Annotated in this window: 18 protein-coding genes; 4 read left to right on the top strand and 14 right to left on the bottom strand. The window is 64.4% G+C overall.

Annotated elements, in window-relative coordinates:
- Positions 1-82: 82 nt before the first annotated feature.
- The 5 genes from EJ078_RS08245 to tagH all read right to left on the bottom strand — a co-directional run bounded on the left by EJ078_RS08245 (position 83) and on the right by tagH (position 10,071).
- Positions 83-2,716: a serine/threonine-protein kinase gene (locus EJ078_RS08245; protein WP_127215027.1), complete on the bottom strand. Its 2,634-nt coding sequence runs from the start codon at positions 2,714-2,716 to the stop codon at positions 83-85.
- Positions 2,717-2,721: 5 nt separating this feature from the next.
- Positions 2,722-3,486, bottom strand: a complete 765-nt coding sequence (locus tag EJ078_RS08240; RefSeq protein WP_095826991.1) for a protein phosphatase 2C domain-containing protein — start codon at positions 3,484-3,486, stop codon at positions 2,722-2,724.
- Positions 3,487-3,639: 153 nt separating this feature from the next.
- On the bottom strand, positions 3,640-7,170 hold the full coding sequence (gene tssM, locus EJ078_RS08235; protein ID WP_189413767.1) for a type VI secretion system membrane subunit TssM: 3,531 nt from the start codon (positions 7,168-7,170) through the stop codon (positions 3,640-3,642).
- Positions 7,171-7,195: 25 nt separating this feature from the next.
- Positions 7,196-8,494, bottom strand: a complete 1,299-nt coding sequence (gene tssL, locus EJ078_RS08230) for a type VI secretion system protein TssL, long form (RefSeq protein WP_306462662.1) — start codon at positions 8,492-8,494, stop codon at positions 7,196-7,198.
- A gap of 494 nt (positions 8,495-8,988) precedes the next feature.
- Positions 8,989-10,071 carry a type VI secretion system-associated FHA domain protein TagH gene (tagH, locus tag EJ078_RS08225; RefSeq protein WP_127215024.1) on the bottom strand — a complete coding sequence of 361 codons (1,083 nt, stop codon included), beginning with the start codon at positions 10,069-10,071 and terminating at the stop codon, positions 8,989-8,991.
- Between the two features lie 298 nt (positions 10,072-10,369).
- On the opposite strand from tagH, the gene tssI (EJ078_RS30200) reads away from it, so the two are divergent.
- The 4 genes from tssI (EJ078_RS30200) to EJ078_RS08210 are packed head-to-tail and all read left to right on the top strand — an operon-like array spanning position 10,370 to position 13,487.
- Entirely contained in the window at positions 10,370-11,080 is a 711-nt protein-coding gene (gene tssI / locus EJ078_RS30200) for a type VI secretion system tip protein TssI/VgrG (protein ID WP_245459150.1), read from the top strand.
- The gene (gene tssI, locus EJ078_RS08220) at positions 11,002-12,696 is read left to right on the top strand and encodes a type VI secretion system tip protein TssI/VgrG (protein ID WP_245459148.1); all 1,695 of its coding nucleotides are present in this window, start codon (positions 11,002-11,004) and stop codon (positions 12,694-12,696) included. The genes tssI (EJ078_RS30200) and tssI (EJ078_RS08220) overlap by 79 nt, the downstream gene beginning before the upstream one ends.
- A gap of 9 nt (positions 12,697-12,705) precedes the next feature.
- On the top strand, positions 12,706-13,131 hold the full coding sequence (locus EJ078_RS08215) for a DUF6484 domain-containing protein (RefSeq protein WP_127215022.1): 426 nt from the start codon (positions 12,706-12,708) through the stop codon (positions 13,129-13,131).
- Entirely contained in the window at positions 13,131-13,487 is a 357-nt protein-coding gene (locus tag EJ078_RS08210; RefSeq protein ID WP_127215021.1) for a hypothetical protein, read from the top strand. The genes EJ078_RS08215 and EJ078_RS08210 overlap by 1 nt, the downstream gene beginning before the upstream one ends.
- A 106-nt stretch (positions 13,488-13,593) precedes the next feature.
- Here the strand turns inward: EJ078_RS08210 and EJ078_RS08205 are convergent, their stop codons facing one another.
- Genes EJ078_RS08205 through tssJ form a run of 9 tightly spaced genes read right to left on the bottom strand, consistent with a single transcriptional unit; the run spans position 13,594 to position 24,635 of the window.
- A complete protein-coding gene (locus EJ078_RS08205; protein WP_208721193.1) occupies positions 13,594-14,319 on the bottom strand; it encodes a hypothetical protein in 726 nt (241 codons plus the stop codon).
- An 11-nt stretch (positions 14,320-14,330) separates the two neighbouring features.
- On the bottom strand, positions 14,331-15,290 hold the full coding sequence (locus EJ078_RS30195; RefSeq protein WP_245456962.1) for a DUF4150 domain-containing protein: 960 nt from the start codon (positions 15,288-15,290) through the stop codon (positions 14,331-14,333).
- Entirely contained in the window at positions 15,290-16,312 is a 1,023-nt protein-coding gene (locus EJ078_RS08195; protein WP_127215019.1) for a 3-oxoacyl-ACP synthase, read from the bottom strand. The genes EJ078_RS30195 and EJ078_RS08195 overlap by 1 nt, the downstream gene beginning before the upstream one ends.
- Positions 16,309-17,409, bottom strand: a complete 1,101-nt coding sequence (locus EJ078_RS08190) for a DUF2169 domain-containing protein (protein WP_208721191.1) — start codon at positions 17,407-17,409, stop codon at positions 16,309-16,311. Before EJ078_RS08190 ends, EJ078_RS08195 begins: the two co-directional genes overlap by 4 nt.
- Complete coding sequence (gene tagF / locus EJ078_RS08185; protein WP_127215017.1) at positions 17,409-17,948, bottom strand: type VI secretion system-associated protein TagF; 540 nt, start codon at positions 17,946-17,948, stop codon at positions 17,409-17,411. Before tagF ends, EJ078_RS08190 begins: the two co-directional genes overlap by 1 nt.
- The gene (gene tssM / locus EJ078_RS08180; RefSeq protein WP_127403399.1) at positions 17,930-21,472 is read right to left on the bottom strand and encodes a type VI secretion system membrane subunit TssM; all 3,543 of its coding nucleotides are present in this window, start codon (positions 21,470-21,472) and stop codon (positions 17,930-17,932) included. The genes tagF and tssM (EJ078_RS08180) overlap by 19 nt, the downstream gene beginning before the upstream one ends.
- Positions 21,472-22,806, bottom strand: coding sequence for a type VI secretion system protein TssL, long form (gene tssL / locus EJ078_RS08175; protein WP_127216945.1), 1,335 nt, complete (start codon positions 22,804-22,806; stop codon positions 21,472-21,474). Before tssL (EJ078_RS08175) ends, tssM (EJ078_RS08180) begins: the two co-directional genes overlap by 1 nt.
- Before the next feature lie 4 nt (positions 22,807-22,810).
- Positions 22,811-24,145 carry a type VI secretion system baseplate subunit TssK gene (gene tssK, locus EJ078_RS08170; protein ID WP_067327608.1) on the bottom strand — a complete coding sequence of 445 codons (1,335 nt, stop codon included), beginning with the start codon at positions 24,143-24,145 and terminating at the stop codon, positions 22,811-22,813.
- A gap of 37 nt (positions 24,146-24,182) precedes the next feature.
- Positions 24,183-24,635, bottom strand: coding sequence for a type VI secretion system lipoprotein TssJ (tssJ, locus tag EJ078_RS08165; protein ID WP_066989071.1), 453 nt, complete (start codon positions 24,633-24,635; stop codon positions 24,183-24,185).

Below are 24,635 nucleotides of genomic sequence, written 5' to 3'. Positions count from 1 at the left end.
ACAGGCCGGATCGGTCCGCGCTCCTTGCGTGACTGGGAAAGGGTGGAAGAGAGCAGGCGGCAGAGAACCATCGGCGTCCGCGCTATCCGCCAAGCCGGAAATACTTGGCGGTGGCCGAAAATCCGGAATCGTCCGTCTGGATCTCCTTAAGGATCCGGGGCAGCACTTCCGAGGCGGGGGTCGGGCCCGCGAACATCGCGGCCTGGACGTCCCGTGGCCCGGTGATCACCAGGATGACCTGAGGCAAAGCCTTGCCGGCCGCCTTGTCGTCAGCGGCGAGATCGATGGCGATCTTGAAGGTCGCCCTGTCCGGCTGCGCGACCATGCGGCTGTCGAGGTTGAAGGCGGTGCCATTGTGGTTGATCAGCAACACGCTGGAGATGAGCCCCCCGCGCGTCACCAGCGTGCCGCTGATCGGTGATCCGTCGGGCACCGACGTCCGGTCGAGCATGAGCTGCGGTCGTTCAGCCTCGCTTCGGTCGAGAAGGTGCAGGAAGGTGGGTACGCCGCATTGTGATGGGGTAATCAGGCGCACGCTGATGTCCGGCTCGACGTTGAACCTGGACTGGAACGCACCGAGCAGTTGCTCGAAAGGCTGCACGGCCGTTCCGAATCCCTCGATCGCCGCGGATGTGCCCGTTGCCGATGTCAGGGTCGCGTAGAAGCAATTGCCGCCGCTGAAGTCGCGCACCCAAGAGGCGCGCTGAGCCAACGCGTCGGTTTTGTTTGGCGGCGGCGGAACCTGGGGCTTTGGCAGATTGATTGCGACGTCGGTATTTTGAGATGGCTTGTTGGCCGGCGGTGGCTGCGGCAGTGGTGCCGGTTGTGTGGTCGAGACTTTCGGCCTTGCCGGCTGAGTAGCCGCTTCGGGCGCTGCCGGCTGGCGCGCAGTCGAAGCCGGCGCCTGATTTTGGTTTTCCGTAACTTGCGGCGCCGGCGTCTTCGACTTCGACAATTTGGACAGAGCGTCGACGAGGTCGGATGCGCTCGGTTTCGTCGCCGGCGGTTTTGCTTCCGGCGCCGCAGCAGCTTCCGCCGTCGGGCTCGACGGCTTTTGGTTTTCCGCTGCTTTCGGCAGGGGTGCCGGCAAGTTCTCGACCGACGGCTGAGCCGGTTCGGGCTCCGCCGGCTGCGAGGCTTTCGCCTGGTTGTTTTTGGCCAAGCTCTCTGAAGGGGCAGGCGGTGTCGGCTCGGATTTCTGTCCGGTCTCTACTTGCGCCTGTTTCTGGGCGGTCTTGTCCTGCGGTTGCGGCGCAGCCGATAGGGCAGGCTGTGTCGGCTTCTGCTCAGTCTCGGCCTGCTTCTGGACGGGTTGTGTCGTGTCTTGCGGTTGCGGCAGAGCCGGAGCGGCAGGCTTTGCCGGCTCAACGGTGGCTGAGCTGTCCGCCTTCGGTTCTTCCGGCTGCGGTTCGGCCGGCGCTTGCGGCCGAGGTTGCGGTGCTTCTGGCTGAGGCGTCGGTGCCTCCGCTACCGGCTGGGGCGCTTCCGCGACGGGTTTTGCCGCCGGCTTCGGCGTAAGAGGCCCAGGCATTTCAACGGCGGGCGGAGTGACCAACGCGCCGCTGAAATAGACGCCGGCCGCCGCCAGGACTGCCAGAACCGCGACGCCGCCCGTTATGGCCGGGATCCGCGAGGGCTTTCGCTCCGCAGGTCGGCTTGACGCACTGGCCGGAGCCGCCGCCGGCGCCGGCCTCGGTTGCGACAGGTGCGCAGGCCGCACATGCGGAACGAAACGCGGTTCGTCGGGAACAGCAGAAGCCGGGGGACTGGTGTTTGGCAAGGCCGTCCAGCCGGCGCGCGGCAAGCCGGATCGTTCCCGCGGAGCAAACGATCCGGGCGGCGGCAAGGTCGCGTCGAGATCGTCGTCACGCGTTGCCCTGGCGATCTCGGCCATGCTGGCGGGCCGGTCTTGAGGATCCGGCTGCAACATCGCTTCGATGAGTTCGCGGAAATCGGGATCGATGTCCGACAAGTCCGGCACGGTGCGGCGCTTCTCGATAACCTCATATTGCGAGCCGCTCATGTCGAGCGGCTTCCCGCGCAGCGCGGCGGCCAGCACCAGGCCGAGGCTGTAGATATCGGATTGCTCGCTGACCTCGCCGCCATAGAGGCCGAGCTGTTCGGGCGAGACGTAATTGTATTTGCCGGCGAATTTGCCGCCGATCAGCGTCTCGCCGCCGACATTCGCCGAGCGCGCGATGCCGAAGTCGATGATCTTGGCCCGCTCGACCCGGCCGCCCGGCAGGATGATGTTGTCGGGCGAAAGGTCGCGGTGGACCGCGCCGGCCTGATGCACGGCGCTCAGGCCCGAGGCGAGGCGATGGCAAAGCCGACGCACGTCCGGTGGCGCCATCGGGCCGCGCCGCATGACATCGAACAGCGACTGGCCGTCGACGAACTCCATCGCCAGGTAGGGGCGGCCGATCCCCGGATCGATGGTGAAGACGTGGTATCGCACCACCGCGTCATGCGACAAATGGTTGAGGATCGAGGCTTCCTTGCGGAACAGCGACAGAATGGTTTGGTCGCGCGCGAACTCGGGCAGCACTATCTTGATCGCGACATGGTCGCCGGTCTGGATATTGTGGCCGCGATAGACTTCGCCCATGCCGCCGGATGCGATGCGCTCGTCGAGCTCGTAGATGCCGCTGAGCTGCGTGCCGACGCCAGTATTTGCGAGGTTCGGCGAAATCCGCGTCCTGTCGTCGTCGCTCATCTGTCTCAGCCCCTGGACCGATCCGCATCGAGCGGTCCGTTGCGTCCGTCGCCGATCCTGACCAGCACGATGGTGACATTGTCCGTTCCGCCGCGCGCCAGCACCGTCTCCAGCAGCTTCTCGCACGCGGCTTGCGGCGGCGCGGACTTCACCGCCCCTTCGATCTCCGCGTCGCTGACATGCGCGGTGAGCCCGTCGGTGCTCAATACGAAGATATCCCCCGGCATCAGCTCGCCTTGCTGAAAATCGATCTCGAGTTCGTCGCTGACCCCGACGGCGTGGGTGATCACATTGCGGCGCGGCCAGGTGAGCGCTTCCTCGGCGCTGATCATGCCCCGGTCTAGCAGCTCCTGGACTTCGGTATGATCCCTGGAAATCTGCGAGATAGCGCCGCCGCGTACCAGATAGATGCGGCTGTCGCCGGCCCACAGGCCCGCGAACCGCCCCTCCATGGCGAGCAGGGCGGCGAAGGTGGAGCCGATGGTGATGCCGCGCGAACGCGATATGTTGCGGATCTCGGCATTGGCGCGGCTCAGCCGGTCCTCGAAACGGGCGCGAAGGTCCGGCGCCGAGCTCGCAATGCCGATCGTCGCCAGGTGGTCGACGATGCTGGCCGAAGCGACCTCGCCGGCCTCATGGCCGCCCATTCCGTCGGCCACCACCCAAAGGCCGGCTTGTTGCTCGACCAGATAGTTGTCTTCGTTGTGGTCGCGCACACAGCCTTTGTGGCTGACGCCGAAACTCTCAATGGAAAGGGCGACAGTGCTCAATTTGCCACCAAGCGCTTCGCGAGCGTCCTCTGTGACGAACGATGGGCCGCGTGCCCAGGCCAGTTTGCCACAAGCGCATACTTTAGAGTATCAAAATGAAGGCGGGAGACGGTGCTGCTCGGGAACGATCCGATCGACCATGACGGCGCCATCTCAGAATGCCTTCGGACAGCTGAACCGGGACAGCGCCGGGAGCAGGAAGGGATTGGCGCCAGAGCCGCTCTCCATCTTGTAGGCGACGTCGCGTCCGCCGATCACGAAGCGCGCCTCGGCGCCGGCGCCGTTGCTGGTGACGCTCGCCTTGTCCAGCAGGCGCTTCAGAGCCCATGGCCCTTCGAATTTGAGGGCGGACTCGCGGCCGGGCATCTCCGGCGTCAGGCTGAGGCTCGCGGATCCGGAAGCGCCGCCGCCCGGCCATGTCACCGTGCTCGGCGCATTGCCGGCCTGCGTGCTTTGCACCGTCTGCCCATCTATGTTGAGCACCGCGCTATCCACCTCGCTGTTCAGCGAGGAGGGCGTGAAGGTGATCGAGACCGACGGCGCCGAACCGCCGGAGGGGAAGAAGGCGCTGCGGATTTCCGCCGCCGACTGGAACGCCTTCAAGGTCGATTTGGCGAGGTCGCGGCTGGAGCGGGCCTCCTGCTTCCAGGTCCAGTCCTGGCCTGTCATGTCGATCAGCGGCGCCAGGTTCTGCGCAAAGAACCGGTCCATCAGGCCGCCCGGTGCGAACAGCTTGGCGAAATCGGCAAGAGAGATTTCCTCGCTGCCGTCGCCGGCAAAGGGATAGTGGCCGTTGACGGCTTCCTCGCAGGGGCGCGTGACCGTCTCGTCGAGCATCTGGTTGAGGTTGGCTACCGAAGTCTCGGCGACATTGCCTTCGAACTCGTCCGCCGCCGCGTCGACCATGCGCGCGAGCTGCTTGGGCAGGCGCGAGGCATTGGCGCGCATCGTCGAAATCTGCAGCTTCAGGTTCGCGTTGACGCGCTCCGTCTGCGCGGGGACATCCGCTGCCAGCTTCACGCTCTGGTAGATGTCGTGGAAGTTTTGCGTCAGCGCATCGAGCGGGCGGCGACCGCTGGAGCCGCTCACCAGCGCTTGGAACGGCCTGAACTGCGCCTCGACGGAGGCGCCGGCATTCTGCGTGGCGGACGAGCTTGCCCCGGCGCGGCTCTGCGACTTGCCGCCGGCGATCTGCAGACCGATGCGGGCGAGACCCTTGGCCATAACGACCGGGTCCTGCTGCGCCGTTCCGGTGTCGCCTGCGAAGGCGGCGCCGTCTTTTGTCAGGGCGGTTTCATCGGCAATGGCCGTGAACAGCCGGTCCAGCGGCGAGTCCGGCGAGGCGGCGGCCGAGAGCGTGATATATTGCGGCTTGTCCTTCAGCATCGCCTTGAATTTCAATTGGTCGAGCGCGCCGTTCCAGGCGGAGGCGAACTCCTTGCCGTAGCGATCGATGAGTTCGGGGCCGAGCCTGGGCAGGTCCTGATCGATGCCGCCCTGCTCGCCGCCGCCGCCGAGAACCCACTGGTCATCGACCAGCATTTGCGCGATGCGCGAGAGCTGCGGCAGGTAGAAACCGTTGAACCCCGCCTTGGTGTAGAGGCCGGGAACGCCAAGGTCGGCGAGCTCTGCGCCGTCCATGCGTTCGAACAGCAGCTGCGCCTCCGGACCGGCTTTGGCGGCAACGGAAAAATCCTGGAGCCTTGCCGCATAGACCGCCGATCTGATCAGCGCCGACGCGCGGTCGGCAAGGCTCATGCGTCCGAGCGATCGTTGCGCGGCCTCGACCAGCGGCTGGTTGAGCTCGAACACCGGGTCGTAGGCATCGTCGAGCGCCAGCATGGCGCGCAGATGCTTTTCGAGCTGCGCGCGGCCTTCGCGGTTGTTCTCGCCGGGGTAGCGGTTTTCCTCCCAATCCTGCTTCATCCAGGAGATGATCAGCTCGTCGTCGACCTTGGGCGCCTTGCCGCCCAGCATCAGATAGATCTTCAACGGTTCGTAGAGCGCGATCGGGTCGGCCATCTTGGCCTGGATCGTGCGCTCCGCCTGAACCAGCAGACGCGAGCGGAAGCTACGCTCCAGCGCCTGCCGATAGACGGATTTGGACGCCGACAGAAGCCTCTCCCGCTGGCTGAGCCCGAAACTCTCCTCGATCGGCTTGGTTTGGCCGGCGGTCTCATATCCCGCCGGCAGATTGCGCAGTTGATCGAGCGGGCCGATGACGTTTTCGAGGTCGACATCGGTAACTGTCGTGCTCCTGAGCAGCGAATCCGCGCCGTCCCGATACTGCGCCATCGCCTGTCTCGTGGAGCCGATCAGCGACTCGTTGGCAAAGTAGCTGAGGCCCAGCACGCCGAGCGCTGCAAAAGCTACCAATGCGATTGCGGCGAGGCTGCCAAACCTGGCGAGCCTGGCGCGCCGCTCCGCTGTCCTGTCGAACGAGACCCAGCCGGCCTCGGGGAAGATCACCTTCGCCAGAAGATCATGCAGGAAGAAGCTCTTGCCGGTACCGGAAAGATGCGCCTGCGAAGCGCTGCCGAAATTGCGGCCGATCGCGCCCAGCACCTGGTCGATCGGTGTTCCTTCCTGCGTGCCCGAAGAGAAATAAAGGCCGCGCAGGCTGACATTCACCTGGGCCCGCGAGGCATCGAAAAGGCTTGTGACGAACCGCACGACGCGGGTTCGTAGCGCGACGAACTGGGCCGGGAAGCCGAAGATCGCGATGCGCGCCACCGGATCGGCCTCGTCCTGCAGGCGGTCGGCGATCTCGCCCGCAAGCTGCCTGGCCAGCGCGTCGAACTCGGCCGAGGTTTCGCCGACCATGTTCCTGTTGCGGTCGGTGGTCTGGAACGTCGCGCCCCAGACCTTGCGTCGGCGGACTTCATCGAAATCGCCGAAATAGTCCATGAAGCCTGCGACGAGGTCCGCCTTGGTGAAGAGCAGGTAGACCGGAAACTGGATCTTCAGCGTCTCGTGCAACTCCCGCAGCCGGCTTCGTATCTCGGTGACATGCGCATCGAGCTGCTGGTCGTCGAAGCCGATCAGATCGGCGACGCTGATGGCGAGGATCACGCCGTTGATCGGCTGCCGGGTGCGGTACTTCTTGAGCAGTACAAGGAAACCGAGCCAGCTCGCCTTGTCGCGCTGGGCATCCGAATCCTGCGTCGTGTAGCGGCCGGCCGTATCGATCAGCACGGCATCCTCGGTGAACCACCAGTCGCAGGACCGCGTGCCGCCGACTCCGGCCAGCGGCTGGGCATTGCCGGAGCCGGCAAGCGGAAATTTCAGCCCCGAATTGACCAGCGCCGTCGTTTTGCCGGCGCCCGGCGGGCCGATGATGATGTACCACGGGATCTCATAGAGGAAGTTGCGCCTGCCGCTCGACTGCTTCAGGGTCGCGATGGCCTCGCTCATACGCGCCTCGAGCACCTCTGAATCGTCATTGCGGTCGCCGCTGCGTACGATGCCCGTTTCAAGCGCGTTCTGCGCCTTGCGCGCTCGCCAGAAGCGAATGCCGTAGAAGATTGCAAGCAGCGCAACGGCCGCGCCGATGATCGTTGTCCGGAGCCAGACCGGTCCGAGCGGGCGTGTATCGGCATACCGGATAAGCGGCCCCGCATACCAGACAGCAGCCGAGAAGCCGGCAAGTGCGAGCAGGCTGAACAGCCGCAGCACCCAGCGCATCAGTGCCGCTCCCCGCCGCGCGCGCTCACAACGTCTCCTCCTTCGGGATCATCACGTCGACGCGGCGGTTTTTGGCGCGGCCGTCCGCCGTCGCATTGTCGGCGATCGGTTCGTCCTCGCCCTTGCCGTCCACCGCGACCCGCGACGGGTCCTTGAGCTCGTTCGCCACCATCGCCTGTACGGCTTTGGCGCGCGCGACGGAAAGATCGAAGTTCGATTTGAACTGGCTCGACTTCTTCGGCTTCACATTGTCGGTGTGGCCGACGATCCATATCGGTCCGGGCTCGGCATTGAGAGCCGTGGCGATGTCCGCCGCGATGGGCTGGAACTCCGGCTTCAGTTCGGCTTGCCCGGGCGCGAACAAGAGCTGGTTGCTGATTTCGACCACGATGAAGTTGCCCTTGGTGCCGACCGTCAGCCCGCCGCCGGCGATTTCGTTGGCGAGCGCGGCGCGGATGCGGTCGATCTGGGCGATGGTGGGAACGTCGATCTGGGTTACGGTGGGAACGGCAGGAGGCGGCGGGGTGGCTTCCGGCGGAGCGGCTACAGCCGGCTCGGCAACCGGAGCGACGCTCGCGCGCTCGATGGTGACCGGCGTCGAGGGATTGAGCGCCAGCAATTCGCCGGCTGTTGCGTCGCCCTCGTCGGTGATCAGGATCCGTAGCCCGAAGAAGGCCGCCGTCACCAGCGTCGCCGCGGCGGCCGCGACCGCCCATAGCGGCAACCGCGCCCGGGGCTTTGACAGCGCCGCCGCCATGCCTTGCCAATGGGGCGAGATGTCGTCCCCGGCGCGCGGTTGAAAATAGCGGATCGTGTCGTAGACGTCGCGCCGGACGCGTTCGAGCGCGTCCCGTTCGCCGACCCTCCCACGATACTGGCCCTCGAACCCGAGCGACAGGCAGGCATGCATCAGTTCGAGGAGGTCGTGATGACCCTCCGGCCGGGCCAGGATATTGTTCAGCGCCTCGTAGAAACCGGCTCCCCCGGTGGGCTTTGTGTGGAAGAACCGCGCCACCAGGCTGTGCCCGATCCAGCCCTCGTCCTTCGGCCAGGGCAGGTTGCCGACCAGATCGTCGGCGGTTTCGCATAGAGCAAATTTAGCAATCCGCGCGTCTTCCTCGGCGATGCCGGCTTTCGCCATCTCCCGCTCGAATGTCTCGATCGCTTCGGTGATGTGTTCTGCCAAAGGGGCCGCCTGCCGCTCGACCGGCATCAGCCGCAGCTGGCTGAACAGCACCAGCAAGGGCGCCGCGGCCGCGAGGATTGGATTTGCCGCGGCGTAATTCACGCCATCCGCGGCACTAAGCAGGATTTCCTGTTGCAACGCGGGCGCCGCCGCTGCAGCGGCAGCCCCGGGAACCGGGTTTTGAACGACCACGGTTCCGGAGGACCAGCCTGTCGGCATCCGCCGGCCGACGCCGGGGTCGAAAACCGTCGATTCCCTGGCGGGTGTCGCAGCGGGCTCAGCGCCAGCCGAAGAGGAACGTGGCGCTCGGATGACGGTCTTGTCCGCCGGCCGGGAGGGATCGTCCTTCGAACTCATCGTCGATCCACCGTCGTGGCGCGGCGAACATTTCCTTGAAGGGAAATGAGGTCGGCTGCCGGCTTTTCAAGCCGAGCTTTGGGGGCGGGCCGGATGGAAAGGCTCATCTCGCCGAAACATGACATTGCTGCACACGCCCCAAGCCACGCCGCTTTGCCCGCCAGGCAAGCTTCCGTACGCTATCCTAACCGTACAGGCAGCTGATTGAAATCGGAAAGCAGGATGCTCGAAGCAGCGCTTTCTTCTGTGAGACCCGTCACATAGCCCGGGTCCACCTACTTCTGCTTGCTGGCCTTGGCATAGGCTTCGCTGAAATAGGCCAGGAAGACGTCGAGCATGCCGTTTTCATGCTTCTCCTCCATCGTCCGCCAGGTGGCGACGAGGGCATCCCACGCCTGGCTCTTCTTCGATGAGAAGGAGGCCGGCGGCAGCTTCCTGGCGATGGCCTCCGGCGACAGGTCGTCGAGCAGCCTGGAAAGCGCCGCCTGCATGGCGGCGTAAGTGGCCAATTCATGCGTCTTGAGGTCCCGGAAGGCGTCCTCGACGCTGTGCGCGGCGTCGAGATAGCCGGTCCGGCGTTTGGCGAACATGATCTCCAGTATGTCGTCGGTGCCGGGAACGAATTTCAGCGGGTTGTTGTTTTCGGCGCCGATCATCGTGCGGTTGGCGCTCTTGGCCAGCACCTTGGCCGCCGCGCGCGCCTTGAGCAGCAGCGACAGTTGCTCGACGGTGGTCCTCAGCACGGTACCGATCTCGGCGGCCACCTCATGCGGAGCGCGCGATTGAAGCAGGTCGGGCGAAATGCCGGCCGCCTTCGCGATATCCTGCAGCAGCATATCGGTTCCCGCCGGCTGGCCACCCGGCTTTGCCGGCGTTGGGGGCGGCCGCAGCGCCGAAGATGTCGATGCCGCTCCCGTCCCGGGCCGCTGTTCCGTCCGACTGAAGAAGGGCTCTTTGCCGAGCTCCAGCGGTCTGCCCGTCGATGGCGGCAGCTCGCGTTGCGTCGACGCTGGCTGGGTTCGCGGGTGGCCGGCGGCGGCGCCTTCCTCGTCAATTGAGACCGCAACGACATAGCGGCCGATCAGCATCCGATCGCCATGCGCCAGCCGGTGCGGACCGGCCATGCGCTGGCTGGAGCCGTTGACGAAGGTGCCGTTGCGAGAGATGTCGTAAAGCCAGAAGCCGCCCGCCTGGAAGCGGACTTCGCAATGCCGGCCCGAGATGATCTTGTCCGGATCCGAAAGCGTCCAGTCGCAATTCTCGCGCCCGATCTCGAAGCTGCGGTCGCGGGCGGCGTAGCTCGCGGCGGCGCCGGATGGCAGCCTGTCGACATTGCTGATCTGGAGCGAGATGAACATCCGAAGCGTCGCCGAACTTGGTCAACAAATGCTTATTTTTCACGCAACTCCGAACGGAAAACCGCTATGCGCGGTTCCGAGAATTGCTCTGGCATTCTAGCAGCTTGCGAGCGCGGCGGGAGAGGAGCGTTTCACACCGGCGTTTAGCCACAGCTGTTGTTTGGCCGCCACCAAACATGTGCTAGGCTGAAAACGGTCCGGTGCGGTGGGTGCGAAAAGTTCCCGAACGTGATGCGGTTAACATAGCGGGGGCTTCAATCCATCATACTGGCGGCCGCGTCCAGGAGGGGCACGACCCATGCCGAACGAACGCGCCACGGTTGTGCAGACGCCCGTTGGCGGCGATGTGCTGACCTTCACCCATCTCGTCGGGCGCGACGAGATCAGCCGTTGTTTCGCCTATACGGTCGGCTTCGTCTCCAAAAGCCACGACGTCGATCCGCTGAAGATGCTGGGCGGCGTCGTTTCGGTCGAGGGCGAATCCGATCCGAAACGCTGGTTCAGCGGGCTTGTGTCGGAATTCAAGCTCATCCGCATCGAGGACAGGCTCGGCTTTTATGAGGCGATGGTCAGGCCATGGCTCTGGTTCCTCGGCAACACCACCGATTGCCGCATCTTTCAAAATATGACGGCGGTCGAGATCGTCGAGAAAATCTTCTCGAAATACGGCATCGCGAAATTCGAGAAGCGGCTGCAAGGGTCTTACCCGCAGCGCGAATATTGCGTCCAGTATGACGAAAGCGATCTGGATTTCGTGCAGCGGCTGCTCGAGCACGAGGGCATCTTCTATTTCTTCGAGCATGACGAGGGCAAGCATACCCTGGTGCTCTGCGACGCGATGAGCAAGCTGAAGCCGGCACCCGGCTACGAGAAGGTGCTCTACAATTTCGAGGGCCAGGGCTCGCGACGCGACGTCGAATACATCACCGAATGGATTCCCGGCAGCGCGGTGCGGCCGGGGCCTATGCACACACCGACTATGATTTCGAGAAGCCCGGCGCGGATTTGATGGCGAAGTCCGCCCAGCCGTTCAGCCACAAGGAGGCCGCTTCCGAGAACTACCGTCAGCCCGGCGCGCATCTCGACGTCGGGCGAGGCGACACGATTGCGGGAATTCGCCGCGAGGAACTCCAGGCAGTGCACCAGCGCAGCACGGCGGTGGGCACCGTGCGCGGCCTTTTCTCCGGCTGCAAGTTCAAGCTGGAAAGCTTTCCGCGCGACGACCAGAACCAGGACTATCTGGTGATCAGCGCCGAATACCGGCTGTTCGACCCGGGCTACCGGACCCAGAACGAGGCCCATAGCGAGAATTTCAAGGTGGTGCTCGGCGTGGCGCCCACCAAATTGCCCTACCGGCCGCCGCGCATCACGCCGCGACCGATCATGCGCGGTCCGCAGACGGCGACGGTGGTCGGCCCTTCGGGCGAAGAAATCTTCACCGACAAGTATGCGCGCGTGAAGGTGCAGTTCCACTGGGACCGCCTCGGCAAGAAGGACCAGAACTCTTCCTGCTTCGTGCGGGTGTCGCAAACCTGGGCCGGCAGCGGCTGGGGCTTTATCCAGATCCCGCGCATCGGCCAGGAGGTGATCGTCGACTTCATCGAAGGCGACCCGGACCTGCCGATCATCACTGGCCGGGTCTACAACGCGTCGCAGATGCCGCCCTACGGGCTGCCGGGCAATGCGACGCAATCGGGCTGGAAGTCCAATTCCTCGAAGGGCGGCGGCGGTTACAATGAGCTGATGTTCGAGGACAAGGCCGGCTCCGAGCTGGTCAATTTCCAGGCGCAGAAAGACCACCATCTGCTGATCAAGCACGACCGCAACAAGCTGGTCCAGCACGACCAGTCCGACCGCATCGACCATGACGCCAAGCACTCCGTCGGCCACAACCTCGATGAGGACGTCGGCAACAACAAGACGGTCAAGATCGGCGTCGACCAGACCACCAACATCGGCAGCAACGACACCGAAACGGTGGGCGCGAACCGTAAGCTAACGGTCCATGCGAATGAGACCATCCATGTCGTGGCGAATTCGACGGAGAATATCGACGCCAACCACTCGCAGACGGTGGGGCTGGTGCAGACGGTGACGGTGGGGGCCGCGCGCGTCGATACGGTGGGGGCGGCTGAAGCGAGGACGGTGGGCGCCTCGCAGACGAACACGATCGGGGCGTCGCGATCTGTCACTGTGGGAACGGCACAGAGTCATCAGATCGGTGCCGATGACAGCTGGACGGTAGCGGCCAATCAATCGGTGGACGTTGGCGCAAATCAGAGCTTCAAGATAGGTGGGGCGCATGCCTCCGAGATCGGGAAGGGGCGGAACGCCAAGATAGCTGAGGACGATGCGACCGATGTCGGCGGTTCGCGGGCCTTGAAAATAGCGAAAGGCAGTCTCGTGCAGGTGGGTGAGGACGGAGCCATAAAGGTAGGCAAAACCCTCATCATTGAAGCTGGCGATGCCATCACCATTACATGCGGCTTTGCCGCTATCGCGATGAAGAAGGACGGCACTATCAATATCTCCGGCAAGGACATTTCCGTCAGCGGGTCCGGCAAGATCAATGTGAAGGCATCGAGCGACATCACCATGAAAGGCTCGGAGATAAAGCAGAACTGAGGGGCTTTGATGACGACGACCGTGGAGCGCATTGACGGCGTGGTGATTGGCATCTTCCTGGGCTTCGGCGAGGATGCGCCCCTTGTCGTCTTCCCGGGAAACCCTCGGGAGACAGCGGTGGCCGCGCGCAGCCTCGCTGAACTGACCTCCGACATGATCGGCGCGGAGGTAGCGCTGTTGTTTCAGGACGGAGATCCCGGTCGGCCGCTGATTGTCGGGCGCATCATCGATCCAGCGCACCGGTCAAATGTTCCGCACATCATCCGAGACGGAGAGCGAATGCGGATCACCGCGAATGACCGTCTTGAACTGCGTTGCGGCAAGGCTACGATCATCATGGAAAAGGATGGGCATATAACCATCCGCGGCACCTATGTCACGAGCCACGCCAGTGCCGCCAACCGCATCCGCGGCGGCTCCGTCAATCTGAACTGATGCCTGCGCCCATCCTTCGCCAGATTGTCCGCCAGCACGCGGAGATGGCCGCGTTCCTTTGGACGGTATACGACTACAACTTGCTCAATCCCGGCAAGAATCCGGACATGGATGAGGAACGGCTTGCTCGACTCATCGAGCGTCTGGAAGCACACCTTGATGGGCTGCGCATTTCGGGCGAGGTCGGTCGCGAAATCGCAAAGGAGCGCTACGCCGAGTATCCCGAAGCCGGCGAATTGTTCGTCCTGCGCATGCTGTCTATCAAAGAGGTATTGCGGGTTGTTGATCTCGATCTTGGAAGGGTGCGGGCTTACCTTGCTGCGAAGCCCAAACCTACTTCAAGCCGTCAGGTGTAGTCGGGCCCGACCCATTCAGAGCCGTCATATCTTATGGCGGAGTTGCCTCCCGCCAGTGTCAGATATTTGCGATTGGATGACAGCCGATAGACGGGGAAGCCGTGCTTCAGGGTGGAAACCGTAACCCCGTCGAACGTGAACACGCCTTGACCGCCACCGGCAATGTGTATTGCCTTTCGGTAAAACGCCATCTTGTAGAAGTCCCGACCACGTTGCGAAACATCGGTCCAGGCAAGACCGCCGCCTCGAAATAGGGTCCCTGCGCTGCCGGAGACCAGGGCGTCGGTCGCCGACAGTACCAATAGCCCAACCAAGATTGCGTTGGTCGGCAACTGGATCTGAGTCCACTGTCTACCGTCATAGTGCCAGAGAAGCGCTCCTTCGCCGGACACATAAAGGTTGCTCGGCGACGACCCTGCGATGCAGAGAATGGTGTTACCGAGCGCAGGGCTAACCGCGGACCAGCGTGCGCCGTCCCATCGATAGACAACCCCTCAGATCCACCAGCATAGACGGTGTTGTCGTCGAAGCCCCAGACGGTATTCAAGTGACGAGGCGAGACCTGGCTTTCCGTCCATTCAGTCCCCGAACCCGAATGCACTACGCCATTGTCGTCGCACACATAGAGACGACCGGAACTGGAACGCCATATATCGGTGAACCAACTTGGCTTTTCGTAAATTCGATCGGTCTGATTGTCGTCGCTGGCAACGTCGGATTCTGAGATGACGAACGAGTAGAAACTCTCTCCGTCGTAATACGCGACGGCGGAGAAAATGGTTCCATCATCCGCTGCAACGGTGCCGTTTACCGTTACGCTGTAGTCAGCCATGTTATCTCTCCTTAGCGTCTGCGAACCGTGCTCGATGGGGTAGGTTTGAACTTTCCGGTCGCTGGTGCGCGCGCCTCGGTGCTGTCCTTGTTTTTCTCAGGTCCGCTCATCATCTCCTTGAAGTGAATGTCACAAATCATCCTCAGGCATTCGATGGCGGGGTGCTCCTTGCCTCGTGGTCCGTCCGGGATGTTCTTGGCCTTTTTCATGGCCTCCATATTGGCTTCTCGAACTTCCTCGTAGGTTGGGTTCGTGCCTTTCGCGCGCTGTGCCTTTGCCCATTCGCCCTGAGCGGCTGTCTTGCGGCCATGCTCGGTGTTCGGATCGGTGGCGTCTTCCAGGCAGACGCAGGGCGCATCGTTCATCGTATAGCTGGGCGTTGTGCTGATGGCTTGGCCGCCGCGCGAATTCTGGAAACAGGCGTTCTGCAGGATGTGGTCCGATTGCTGGTTGGACGCGCATTCCTTGCTTGCGTCGCCATAGCGGTGCACCTTCATGCCGAGCTTTGCCAGGATCGAGGTGCAGGACTGCTTGCCAACTTTCAACTTTCCGATCTTCGGCCAAGGCGGTGCATTGCCGGTCGGTGAAGCATGATTGTTGGTCGACAGGTCAGTCATGCGGCTGACTGGTTCGCCATCCGCCTTCACGTCGCCCGACCAGGCGACGGCATACTCCTTGCCAGTGTTAACCGAGGTGATCACGCCCTTCTTAGCCGCGCACCCGGCCTCAGTGCCGCTGGTCTTGGTATAGTACGATTTGTTCTTCTGGGTGATGGTCTGGCCACCGATCTTGACGGTGCCGGTGCCATTGTCGGTGTCGGAATCGAGTCCGAACGAGGGATAGGGAATGGGTACGCCTGGCGGAGTTGCGGGATTTTCAGGTGGAGTGAAGCAGACGTCCGGAAAGGCAGCGATCACCTTGTTGGCTTGTGCTTTGCATGCGACCTCGAGGCCGTTCGCGTAGACAGTCATCAGGCTGCCCTCGCGGCCAGTATTGCCGCCCCGCAGGCACCGGCATCGTTCGATGCCTCGATCAGCACTGGATTGCCGGCGGCATATCCCTTGCGGGCGGCCGTCCAGGCCATGCCGATCATTAGTGGAACCACGGCTGCGCCGACATTGCCGAGGGATTCGCCAGGCGACCAGATGTCCTGAAAATCGTGACGCCCGCGTAGCAACCGCAGGCTCGCTAAAGCGCTCTGTTTGAACCAATATTGTTCGCCGATAAGGTCGGCGATCCGGTAGCCGAGCCGGTTCATCTCAATGCCGGTTTCCTTGAACGCAGCACTGTAAGCCGAAGTCATGCCGTCGGCACGCAACGGCAGATCCTCGGCATTGTAGATCGGTGCGGGTTCACGCGCCAAACCCAGTCCGAAGAGGCAAAGCCCATCGCTACGCGAGCGCGTGCACAGGACGGCGGCGGCAGCTTCACCCGGAATGAAGCCATTAGGATTATCGGCGGCAAGCAGACGATTTTCGCCGAGATAATAAGCGATCGTAGGCGCAGTCAGGTAGCTGTCAACGCCTGCGATCATCACATAGGGCACGTCACCGGACGAAATCATCCTCCGCGCCTGATCAAGTGCGATATGTCCGGCAGGCCGGCCATGCGCGACGATGCGCGAGCGAATGCTGGGTTCGATTTCCGTGATCTCCGAAACGCTGCGGAGCAAGCTGAAGCTGTCGCCGACCGGACGGCCCGGGCGATCTTCCTCGGCGAGGCAAAGGATAAGTGCGGTCTGGCCTCGCGCCTGCGGGACAGCGTCGAACGCCTCGCAAATCGCGGCCGCGGCCAAGTGCGCCATGCGCTTTTCGCCAATCCAGTCTCGCGGCAACGGCACGGGCGCGCCGATCTGAAAGTCGGTCCCGGATCCGACGAACCTTGTCTCTTGGAAGCCATCCAGGCGCGCGCGCATTGCCGCACAGGCCGACGGCGCATCGAGACCGACCGCTGTCACCATGCCGACCGAGGCAATGTCGAGCCTTATGCTCATGCGTCTTCCACCTCCTCGGGAACGGTCCCCTCACTACGGACATAGTCCCTACCGGTCGCACGCGCACGCAGCATCGACTCCGTGGGCGGCCCAACCCAGCATTCCGAAAAATCGAGAATCGTCTTGTGAATGCGCTGCGAAACGCGCCATACGAGCGAGAAGCGACTGTTCTCTGGGTCGAGCAGGACAGTGTCCGGATGGACGCTCTCCTCCAATGACTTCTCGCCGCCCTTGAACAGCGTCATCGGCAGCGCGGTCGAGGGCAGCCGGAAGCTTACGCGCCCTTCCGGCGTCAGGTTCACTAACACCACCTCTTCGCCACCACGCGGATGATCGATTTGCTGGTCAGGCGGCGCCATCTGGAAGTACCGCTCGTCGAAATCCTGCGGCAGGAATGGGAACACATTGTCGATCCAGTTCTGGTCATAAGTGCCGCCATACTCGATGCGGCCGGGCCAGCCTCGCCCCATCGGCCCGAAGCTCATCGGCTGGTAGTCGCCGAAGGGGGAGCGGATTTCTTCATCGACCGCCTGCGTGTTGGGCAGCCGCAGGCCTGGAATGAAACGCTGGTTCTTGGCGCGAGACCAGCCGGTGCCGACCGGGTTGTATTTGTAGCTGGCGGGAAGCTGATCCTCGGGGTCCAACCGGTCGACGCCGCCCCAAGCGAAATCGTAGGAGATCGGTAGTTTCAGGAAGGGCTGCGGTGCGGTTGCGGTGAAGACCGGACCTATGGCCCGCCACTCCCGGTGGCCGACCACTTCGAAAAGCTTTGACCAGTTGCCGACCTTGATGCCGACTGGCACCCGTTCCGCCGGGCGTCCACCCGGTGCATAGGCGCAGCCATTGGCAATCACGTCGCAGCGCGGCTTGCGGAAAGCAAAGTCGGTCTCCCACAGCGTCGCTGAGTAACCAGGCGCGCCGGTATGCGTGTCAGCCATGACCAGCGGAACTTGCTCCGCAGATTTCTGCACGAGGCCGCCGGGCTTCTCCGGAAAATCGAACGTGCCCTTCACCACGACCACGATCCACTCATGTCCGGCCTTGTCCATGCCCATGGTGAACTGATGCGGAAAACCCAGCTGGTTCCAGATCTGCATCAGCTGGTCTCCCAGCTAGCGGCGAAGATCCGCTCCACCGTCTTTTGCGGCGCCTGCGGGTCGACGTCGAAGATATCCGTGCGCGCGGTCCACATGACGAGGTCGTCGATGACATCGCCATCCTCATCGACCGCCGGGGCAGGCAGGGCGCCCAGCGCGGCATCCAGTTCGTCGGGCGTCAGTTCGCCCCGTTGCGCGGCGAAGGCCGCTTCCTCGATGCGGTCGAACCAGGCATCCGAATAGGCCAGCCTGAGCGGCGCCTCGGCAAGCCGTGCGACTACGCTGAGCGGGAACTGTCGGCCGACCTTGTCGGCGCTCTGCACGATGACGCCGGCCGAGGCGCCGAACGAGGCGGGGCCGGCGAGAAAGCGCAAGGCAGTGTCCGTCTGCCACGCATCGTGGCCAAACAGCGGGACGATCTGCTGCGCCAGCCAGCGGTCCCAGACGCGCACGAAATCGCCCGGCAGCCGCCGCGTCACGAAATCGCCGGTGGCGGGCATCTTGCCGTAGAAGCCGGTGCTCATATCTGCGGCGGACATGTGAACTTCTTGAACATCTCGAGTGTGTAGGGGTTCTCGACGCTGGCCGCCTTGAGCTCGAAATCGGCATACATGCCTTTCGTGCCGAGGCGCAGGCTATAGACGTCGGAAAGGTTGGTTCCGGCGAACTTGCCGCCGCGCAGCATCCTCAGCCACGCCCAGCTGCCGGTCTCGTTGAGCATCACCTCGGGCGAGCCGTCGACCGGTTGGAAGGCGAGCGAGATCACGCCGGTGCCGTCCTTGCCGGGCCACGTCATCGGCTGCGGCCGGGTCGCGTTGTTGTAGTAGACGAGGTTCTGGCCATCGAGGTTGAGCGTCACCCGCGCCACGTTGGGCGACAGATCCTTTGGCTCCAGCGTGAAGTTCATCACCGGGCCGGTGCCGCCGGGAAACAGGTCGTCGCGGATGTGCCGTGCCTGCTCGAACGCCGCCAGCGCGGCCGCGTCGAGGCCGAAATCGGCGCGCCATTTCCACGGCTGGCTGGCGGTGTCGACATAGTTGATCAGATGGTCGTTGATGAAGGCGTCGATCAGGCCGGCGGGGCCGAAGAGGCGCTGGAAGTCGCGCACATTGACGTCGACCGCGCTCTCCGGGCTGAACGGATAGCGGTTGTTGAGCGCCGCCTGGCAGAAGGGCAGGATGTCGGCGCGCCAGATGGCATTGAGCTCGTTGGTGACCGCCTTCTGCGACAGGCCGCTGGTGTCGCCGGCAATCCCGCCCAGCCAGTCGTTGATCGGCGAAGGCAGGATCTGCGCCTGTCTTGCGACCGCCCCCGTCAGCTCGGCCAGGCCGCCCTGCTTCTTGATGGCGTCCTGCGGGTCGGGGTTGGCCGACACGGTCTGCAGCACATTGGACAGCGCCGTCAGCGCCACCACGGCTGCGTCGAGCGCCGGCGGCTGGCCGTCTACCTCGGCGATCGTGCCTTTGAGCGGCTTGAAGTGTTCGGCCACCAGGCTGCCGGTCATGTCGACCTGCTCGGCCGAGCCCGCGCGCGGCAGTAATTTCGCTCCCGTCTTCACCACCTTGCCGAGTTTGCCGAGCTTGGAGAGCAGCTTCGAGCCGCTCTTGGCGGCGGCGCCGTTCTTGTTGTCAGCCGGCGCTTCGTCGGAACGGGTGAGATCGAGTTCCTGCACGACGGCGGTGAGGAGGCGTTTCAGCGCGGAATCGGCGCTCGAAAGGTCCTTGAGATTTTCGCTGGCGACATTGAGGTCGGTCAGCGGCGCCAGCCGCATGTCGCGCAGGAAGCTGTCCCACTGCGAAATGTAGTCGTCGTAGTAGAGCTTCAGAATGTCCTCGGACAGCGCCGAGACCGAGGTCTCGGCATTCTCCGAGCAGCCGCCGGCAAATACCGCGCGATCGAGCGCCGCCTGCGCCGCCACATCTTCGACGCGATCGAGAACGGCGTCGTGGAAGCCGGCATAGGTGTAGGCGCCGGGAACGCCGACGCGCAGCGTCTTGGCGGAGCGGCGCGCGAACACTTTGGCGCCGTTCGGGCCGGCGAAATTGGCCGGCACCCATTCCTTGACGGCTGCCACTTCCGGATCCGCGAGCAACTGCTTGTAGGCGCGCTCCGGCAGCGAGATGGTGCACACCGTCTTCAGCGCCTCGGCCACCAGCTCCTTGTCCGGGGCGATGTAGCTGTCGTCGACCGCCATGCGGCGGATCGCGGCAAGCTGGTGCTGTTCGGCGTCGGCGGTCGGGAAGGGCGGGGCGGGCGCGAATTCCGGCAGACTGTTCACCCACCAGTTCTGCACGAAGTCGGTGTCCATCTGCGACAGGCCGGTCATCATGCGATAGGTCTTCAGCGCGCCGAGCATGAAATCCGGATCGCGGATCTGTCGCCACATCGTGGCCTCGAGCAGCGCCACCATGTGTGGCTCGAGCACATTGCGCAGCGCGTGGTCGTAAGTGTCGGTCTGGGCGCGCACGAGCTCGGCCGAAGCGGTCGGGCCGAGCAAATTGTGGACAGCATCCGGCGGTGCGGTGCGCGCCGTCGCTACCGCATCCATCGCGGCCAGCGCCCCATCCATCGTCGGCTGCTCCACCGAAGCCGGCGTGGCGGAGACGTCGGTCAGCGGCGCCTGCAGCGCCTCGAACTGGCCGGCCTGCTCGGTGATCGCGTTGCGATTGTCGAGATAGGACCAGGTGAACAGTCCGCCCGCCAGAAGGGCGGCAAGCGCGCAAGCCGCAGCCGCGCCGCGCCAGATCCAGGCGCGGCGGCGCTGCGCTAACGGGTCGAAGGTGCCGAGACCCGCTTCCTTGAAGATGACCTCGGTCAGGAGATTGCGCAGGAAGAAGCTGCGCTTCTCGACGCGCGGCGCCAGCATCGCGCGACGCGGCGGCAGCCCGAAGGAGGAGGACAGCGCCGCCGTCAGCCGGTCGATCGGCGCGCCTTCCTGTGTCGCCGAGGTCAGATAGAGGCCGCGCAGCCAGGCGGCTTCCTCGTAGCGGCTTTCGCCGAACATCGCCTCGATCAGCACCTGGATCGGCTCGGAGAGGCTGGCGAGCTGGGCCGGGAAACGGAAGATTTCCGCGCGCGATCCGAGCTTGTCCTCGTCCTCCAGACGCGGCACCAGCCGCCGCTCCAGCTCCGTGGCAAGCGCGGCGAGCTCTCTTTCGACGGTCTTGGCATCGATCCGGGCATCGAGCGGAAAGGTCGTCCCCCATACCTGCTCGCGGGCGGCGGTCGAGAGACCGCCGAAGAAGGCCTCGAACCCCTTGATCAGGTCGGCCTTGGTCAGCATCAGGTAGACGGGAAGGCGGATTTCGAGGCGGTCGTTCAGCTCCGCCAGCCGGCGGCGGATCTTGCGGCCATGCGCCTTGATGGCTTCGTCCCCTTCCGAAAGCGCATCGATCGACAGCGCGACGATGACGCCGTTGAGCGCGCGGCGGCCACGATGCTTCTTGAGAAGATCGAGGAAACCCAGCCATTCCGTCGCGTCGACATCCGGCTGGCTCTCCTGTTGGACATAACGGCCGGCGGTGTCGATCAGCACCGCATTCTCCGAGAAGAACCAGTCGCAATTGCGCGTGCCGCCGACGCCCTGCAGATCGTCGGTGAGATCGATCGGGAAGTTGAGGCCTGACTGTCGCAGCGCCGTGGTCTTGCCCGTGGCCGGCGGTCCGACGATGACATACCAAGGCATCTCGCGCAGGAATTTGCGGCCGCCGAGCTTGCGTCGCTTGAGCTCCGCCATCACCTCGCCGAATTTGGCGCCGACCGCGGCAACGCTTTCCTCGCCAGGAGTGAGCTGCTTTTCCGTCACGGGCGCGGCGATCTCGGCGACGAACATGCGGTTGGCGCGGATCGCGCGGCGCTGCGCGATGATCAGCCAGATCAGCCACAGGATGATCAGCCCGGCGATGATGGCGATGCGCACATTGTCGGAATCGAACGGCGCATACGGGCCGACCTGGACGATCGGGCCGAACACCCAGATCAGCAGGGAAAGCAGCGCGATGCCGATCAGCGTCCAAAGGAAGCGCGAAGTGAGAACCGCCCAGAGGAAGCGCAGGATGAACATCAGAGCCTCTTCTCGACCAGGACCTCGACGCGGCGGTTGAGCGCGCGGCCCTCGCGCGTCGAGTTGTCGGCCACCGGATCGGTCTCGGCGCGGCCTTCGGAATGGATGCGCTCCTGCGGCACGCCGGCCTGCACCAGAAGATTGGCTATGGTCTCGGCGCGCGCTTCCGACAGCCGCTGGTTCGACGAAAGCGGGTTCGATTTCTGCAGGCGCACATTGTCGGTGTGGCCGACCACCGTGACGTTCCCGATCAGTTCCTGATTGGCGAGGATCACCTTGGCGATCGATTCGATTAGAGGCTCATAGCCATGCGTGAGTGTTGGCCGCGCCGACTGGAACAGTTCGGGATTGGAAGACTGGATGACGAGCTTGGCCAGTGACACGCTCTCGGTCCCGCTCAGCGCCCGCTTGAGACCATCCGGTGCCTCGGCCTTGAATTCAGGCAGCAGCGCAAAATCGACCGGTTCCGGCTGCGGCGCCTCGGGTTCGGGCGCGTCGACCTTGGGCGCGGCGCGGGTGACGTCGCCCCGCGAGGGCGGCGGCAAAGCGCGGACCAGGGCGGAGAGCTCGACCGCCTGGCTGCTCAGCCCCATCGACAGGCCGACATAAGCAGCGGCGGCGATGACCACGGCCGCCAGCGCCATCACCCAGATCGGTACGATGAAGCGCTGCGGCTCGTCCGAGGCGATCACGCCCTTCCAGTTCGGCGACAGCGGCGCATCTTCGGCGTCGGCATTGCGCAGGAAGCGCGCCGCCGCCACGCGAACGGCATTGAGCGAGCGGTCGCCGGCGCGGCCAGGCACGCGATATTTGCCGCGGAAGCCGAGCGCCAGGCAATAATATTGCAACTCCAGCATTTCGCGGTCGCGGTTCGGATGCCTCTCCAGTTCGTCGAGCCGCGAGAAGAACTGCGTGCCGGCATCGACGTCGCCGCGCAGCATCACCACCAACGGCTGGCGTGGCCAGGCGCTGGCGCCGCCCCAGGGCGTGTTGAGCGCGAGGTCGTCGAGCAAGGCCGCCACCGCCCAGGCGGCCTGATCGGCCCGCTCCAGCGACGAGCCCGCGGCCATCGCGGCGTCGCGTGCGCGCACGAGCTCCTCGAGCAGGCGCGTGCGCAGCACTTCCGGGTTCTCTGGCGCCAGCGCGCTTTCCAGCTCCGGCGCGAATTCGAGCAGCGGCGCGAAGCTATTGATCAGCACATTGGGATGGGCGCGCGCGCGCTTCACCGGCGCGCCCGGCGCCAGCGGCGCCATCGGCCGGGGCGAAGCGCCCGTCAGCCTGATGCGCGTGCGTTCGCGATCCTCCGACAGTCCGAAAGGATCATCCCGGCTCATGGCCTCACCTGTTCACCGAATAGCAGTCGACCTGCGGCTCGCTTGGCAGCACGCCGGAAACGCCGATGACGAAACCGGGGGCGTCGAGCAGCGAGGCCCAATGCTCGCTCTTCTGGTCCAGCTCCAGGCACAGCCGGTCGCCGTCATAGGGGATCTCGCGCGGCTGCGAATGCAGCGGCTTCAGCGGAATGCCGGGCAGGCGCGACTTCCACAGCCCCTCGAACTGGTCGGCGGACCCGACGGTGGCCTGGTTGACGAAGATCTTGCGCAGCGCGTCTTCCGACAGTTCGGAGCCGACGCGGATGACGATGCGGCTGGCCACCAGAAGTTTCGGGTTGTCGATGCGCACCTTCCAGACATTGGTGGCATGCCGCATGACCGGCAGCGCGCGCGATTTCGGCTCGATATACCGCAGGCTGAGGATCAGCGAGCGCAAGGCGTCCGCCAGGGCCATATAGGCAGGGCCGGGCGCCATGTGGTCATAGGCCGGCAGCTCGCCGAGCCGGCGCGAGCTGGAGCCATAAGTCGCCATTTCGCCGGCGAGGCCGGCGAGCTCGAGGTAGAGCTCGGCCGGATGGAAGACATCTTGCGCCAGCATGTGGGCGAGCCGCGGCTTGGCCGCATTGGCAAGATGAAGCATCAGCAGGTCCTCGACGCTGCGGCCGGGGCCTCCCATCACCATCTTGCCATGCGCTTCGGCGATCTGGTCGAGACCGGTGACGACCTCCTGCAGCAGTTGCCGATACCAGGCAACCGCGCCCGTGATCAGCGTCGGCGGCAGGAAGCTCTCGTCGAGCGAGACGCCGCCGTCGGCCCGCACGCCCTTGATGTCGGCGACCGGCAGCGCGGTATAGCCGCCGACCGATTTGCCGGGCGCAAGCAGCACCGCCTGCGGGCGGGCGATCTCGATCTCTTCCGGGTCGGCGCCGCCCTGCACGGAATCGCGCACCGACACGATCCTGCCGTGATAGCGCGCGCCGGTCGACGCGGCATGCGCCGGGTCGAAACCGACGCCGCCGGGCGGCTCGAGCGGCAGCGCGACCAGCACCGGCCCGGCGCCGGTATCCGCCGTGACCGGCAGCGGTTTCGGCGCGTCCATCATTTCCGGGATGGAGAAGGGCGTGCCGTCGGGGAAAATACCCCGGGCGGACACGATAGAAACCTGGCCTGCATCGAGCAGCGATTGATCGAGCGTTAGCTGCTGGAAGCCGAACGTATGGAGCTGGCCGGCCTGCAGCGCGCCCCGCACCATCGCCTCGAAGAACCGGTCCTGCTGCTGGAAATGCTGGGTTCTCAGGAAGAGCCCCTCGGACCATAGCACCCTGTTTGCGTCGCTCATGCCGCTGCTCTCTGCACTGCCAACTTCTGTCTCGCCGTCAGGCGGAAATACCGCCGCCGCCTAGCGTGACGTTGATGGTGAATTTCGATCCCGCCGACACCGACTTGGTCGTGCGCCAGTTGCGTCCGCCGGGTTCGCGGATCAGCGCGACGAAGCCGAGCGCCGTCGCGTTCGGTTCGACCGTGATGGTCTTGGCCGCCGTCTTGCCCGGTGCGACGGAGATCGAATCGGATCCGATAAGGTCGGCTCCAAGTGCGGACCCCGCATCGCCCTGCAGCGCAAAATAATCGGCCGAATTGAACTTGCCGGTGCTGGCAAGCCGCATCACCAGCACAGTCACCGGTCGATCGCCGCCGCCGGGTCCCGGATTCATGCCGGCGCCACCGGTCACGTTGACCGAGATAACCGATGGTTTCGGCGGGCCGCTCTGGCAAGCCGCAAGCAGCCCCGTCGCGCCGAGGGCAACGATGAATTCGCGTCGATCGATCAT

This window comes from Mesorhizobium sp. M1A.F.Ca.IN.022.06.1.1, from assembly GCF_003952605.1.
GTDB lineage: Bacteria > Pseudomonadota > Alphaproteobacteria > Rhizobiales > Rhizobiaceae > Mesorhizobium.
Note: the sequence above shows the minus strand (reverse complement) of the source record. Positions and strands in the feature narration are given on the sequence as shown.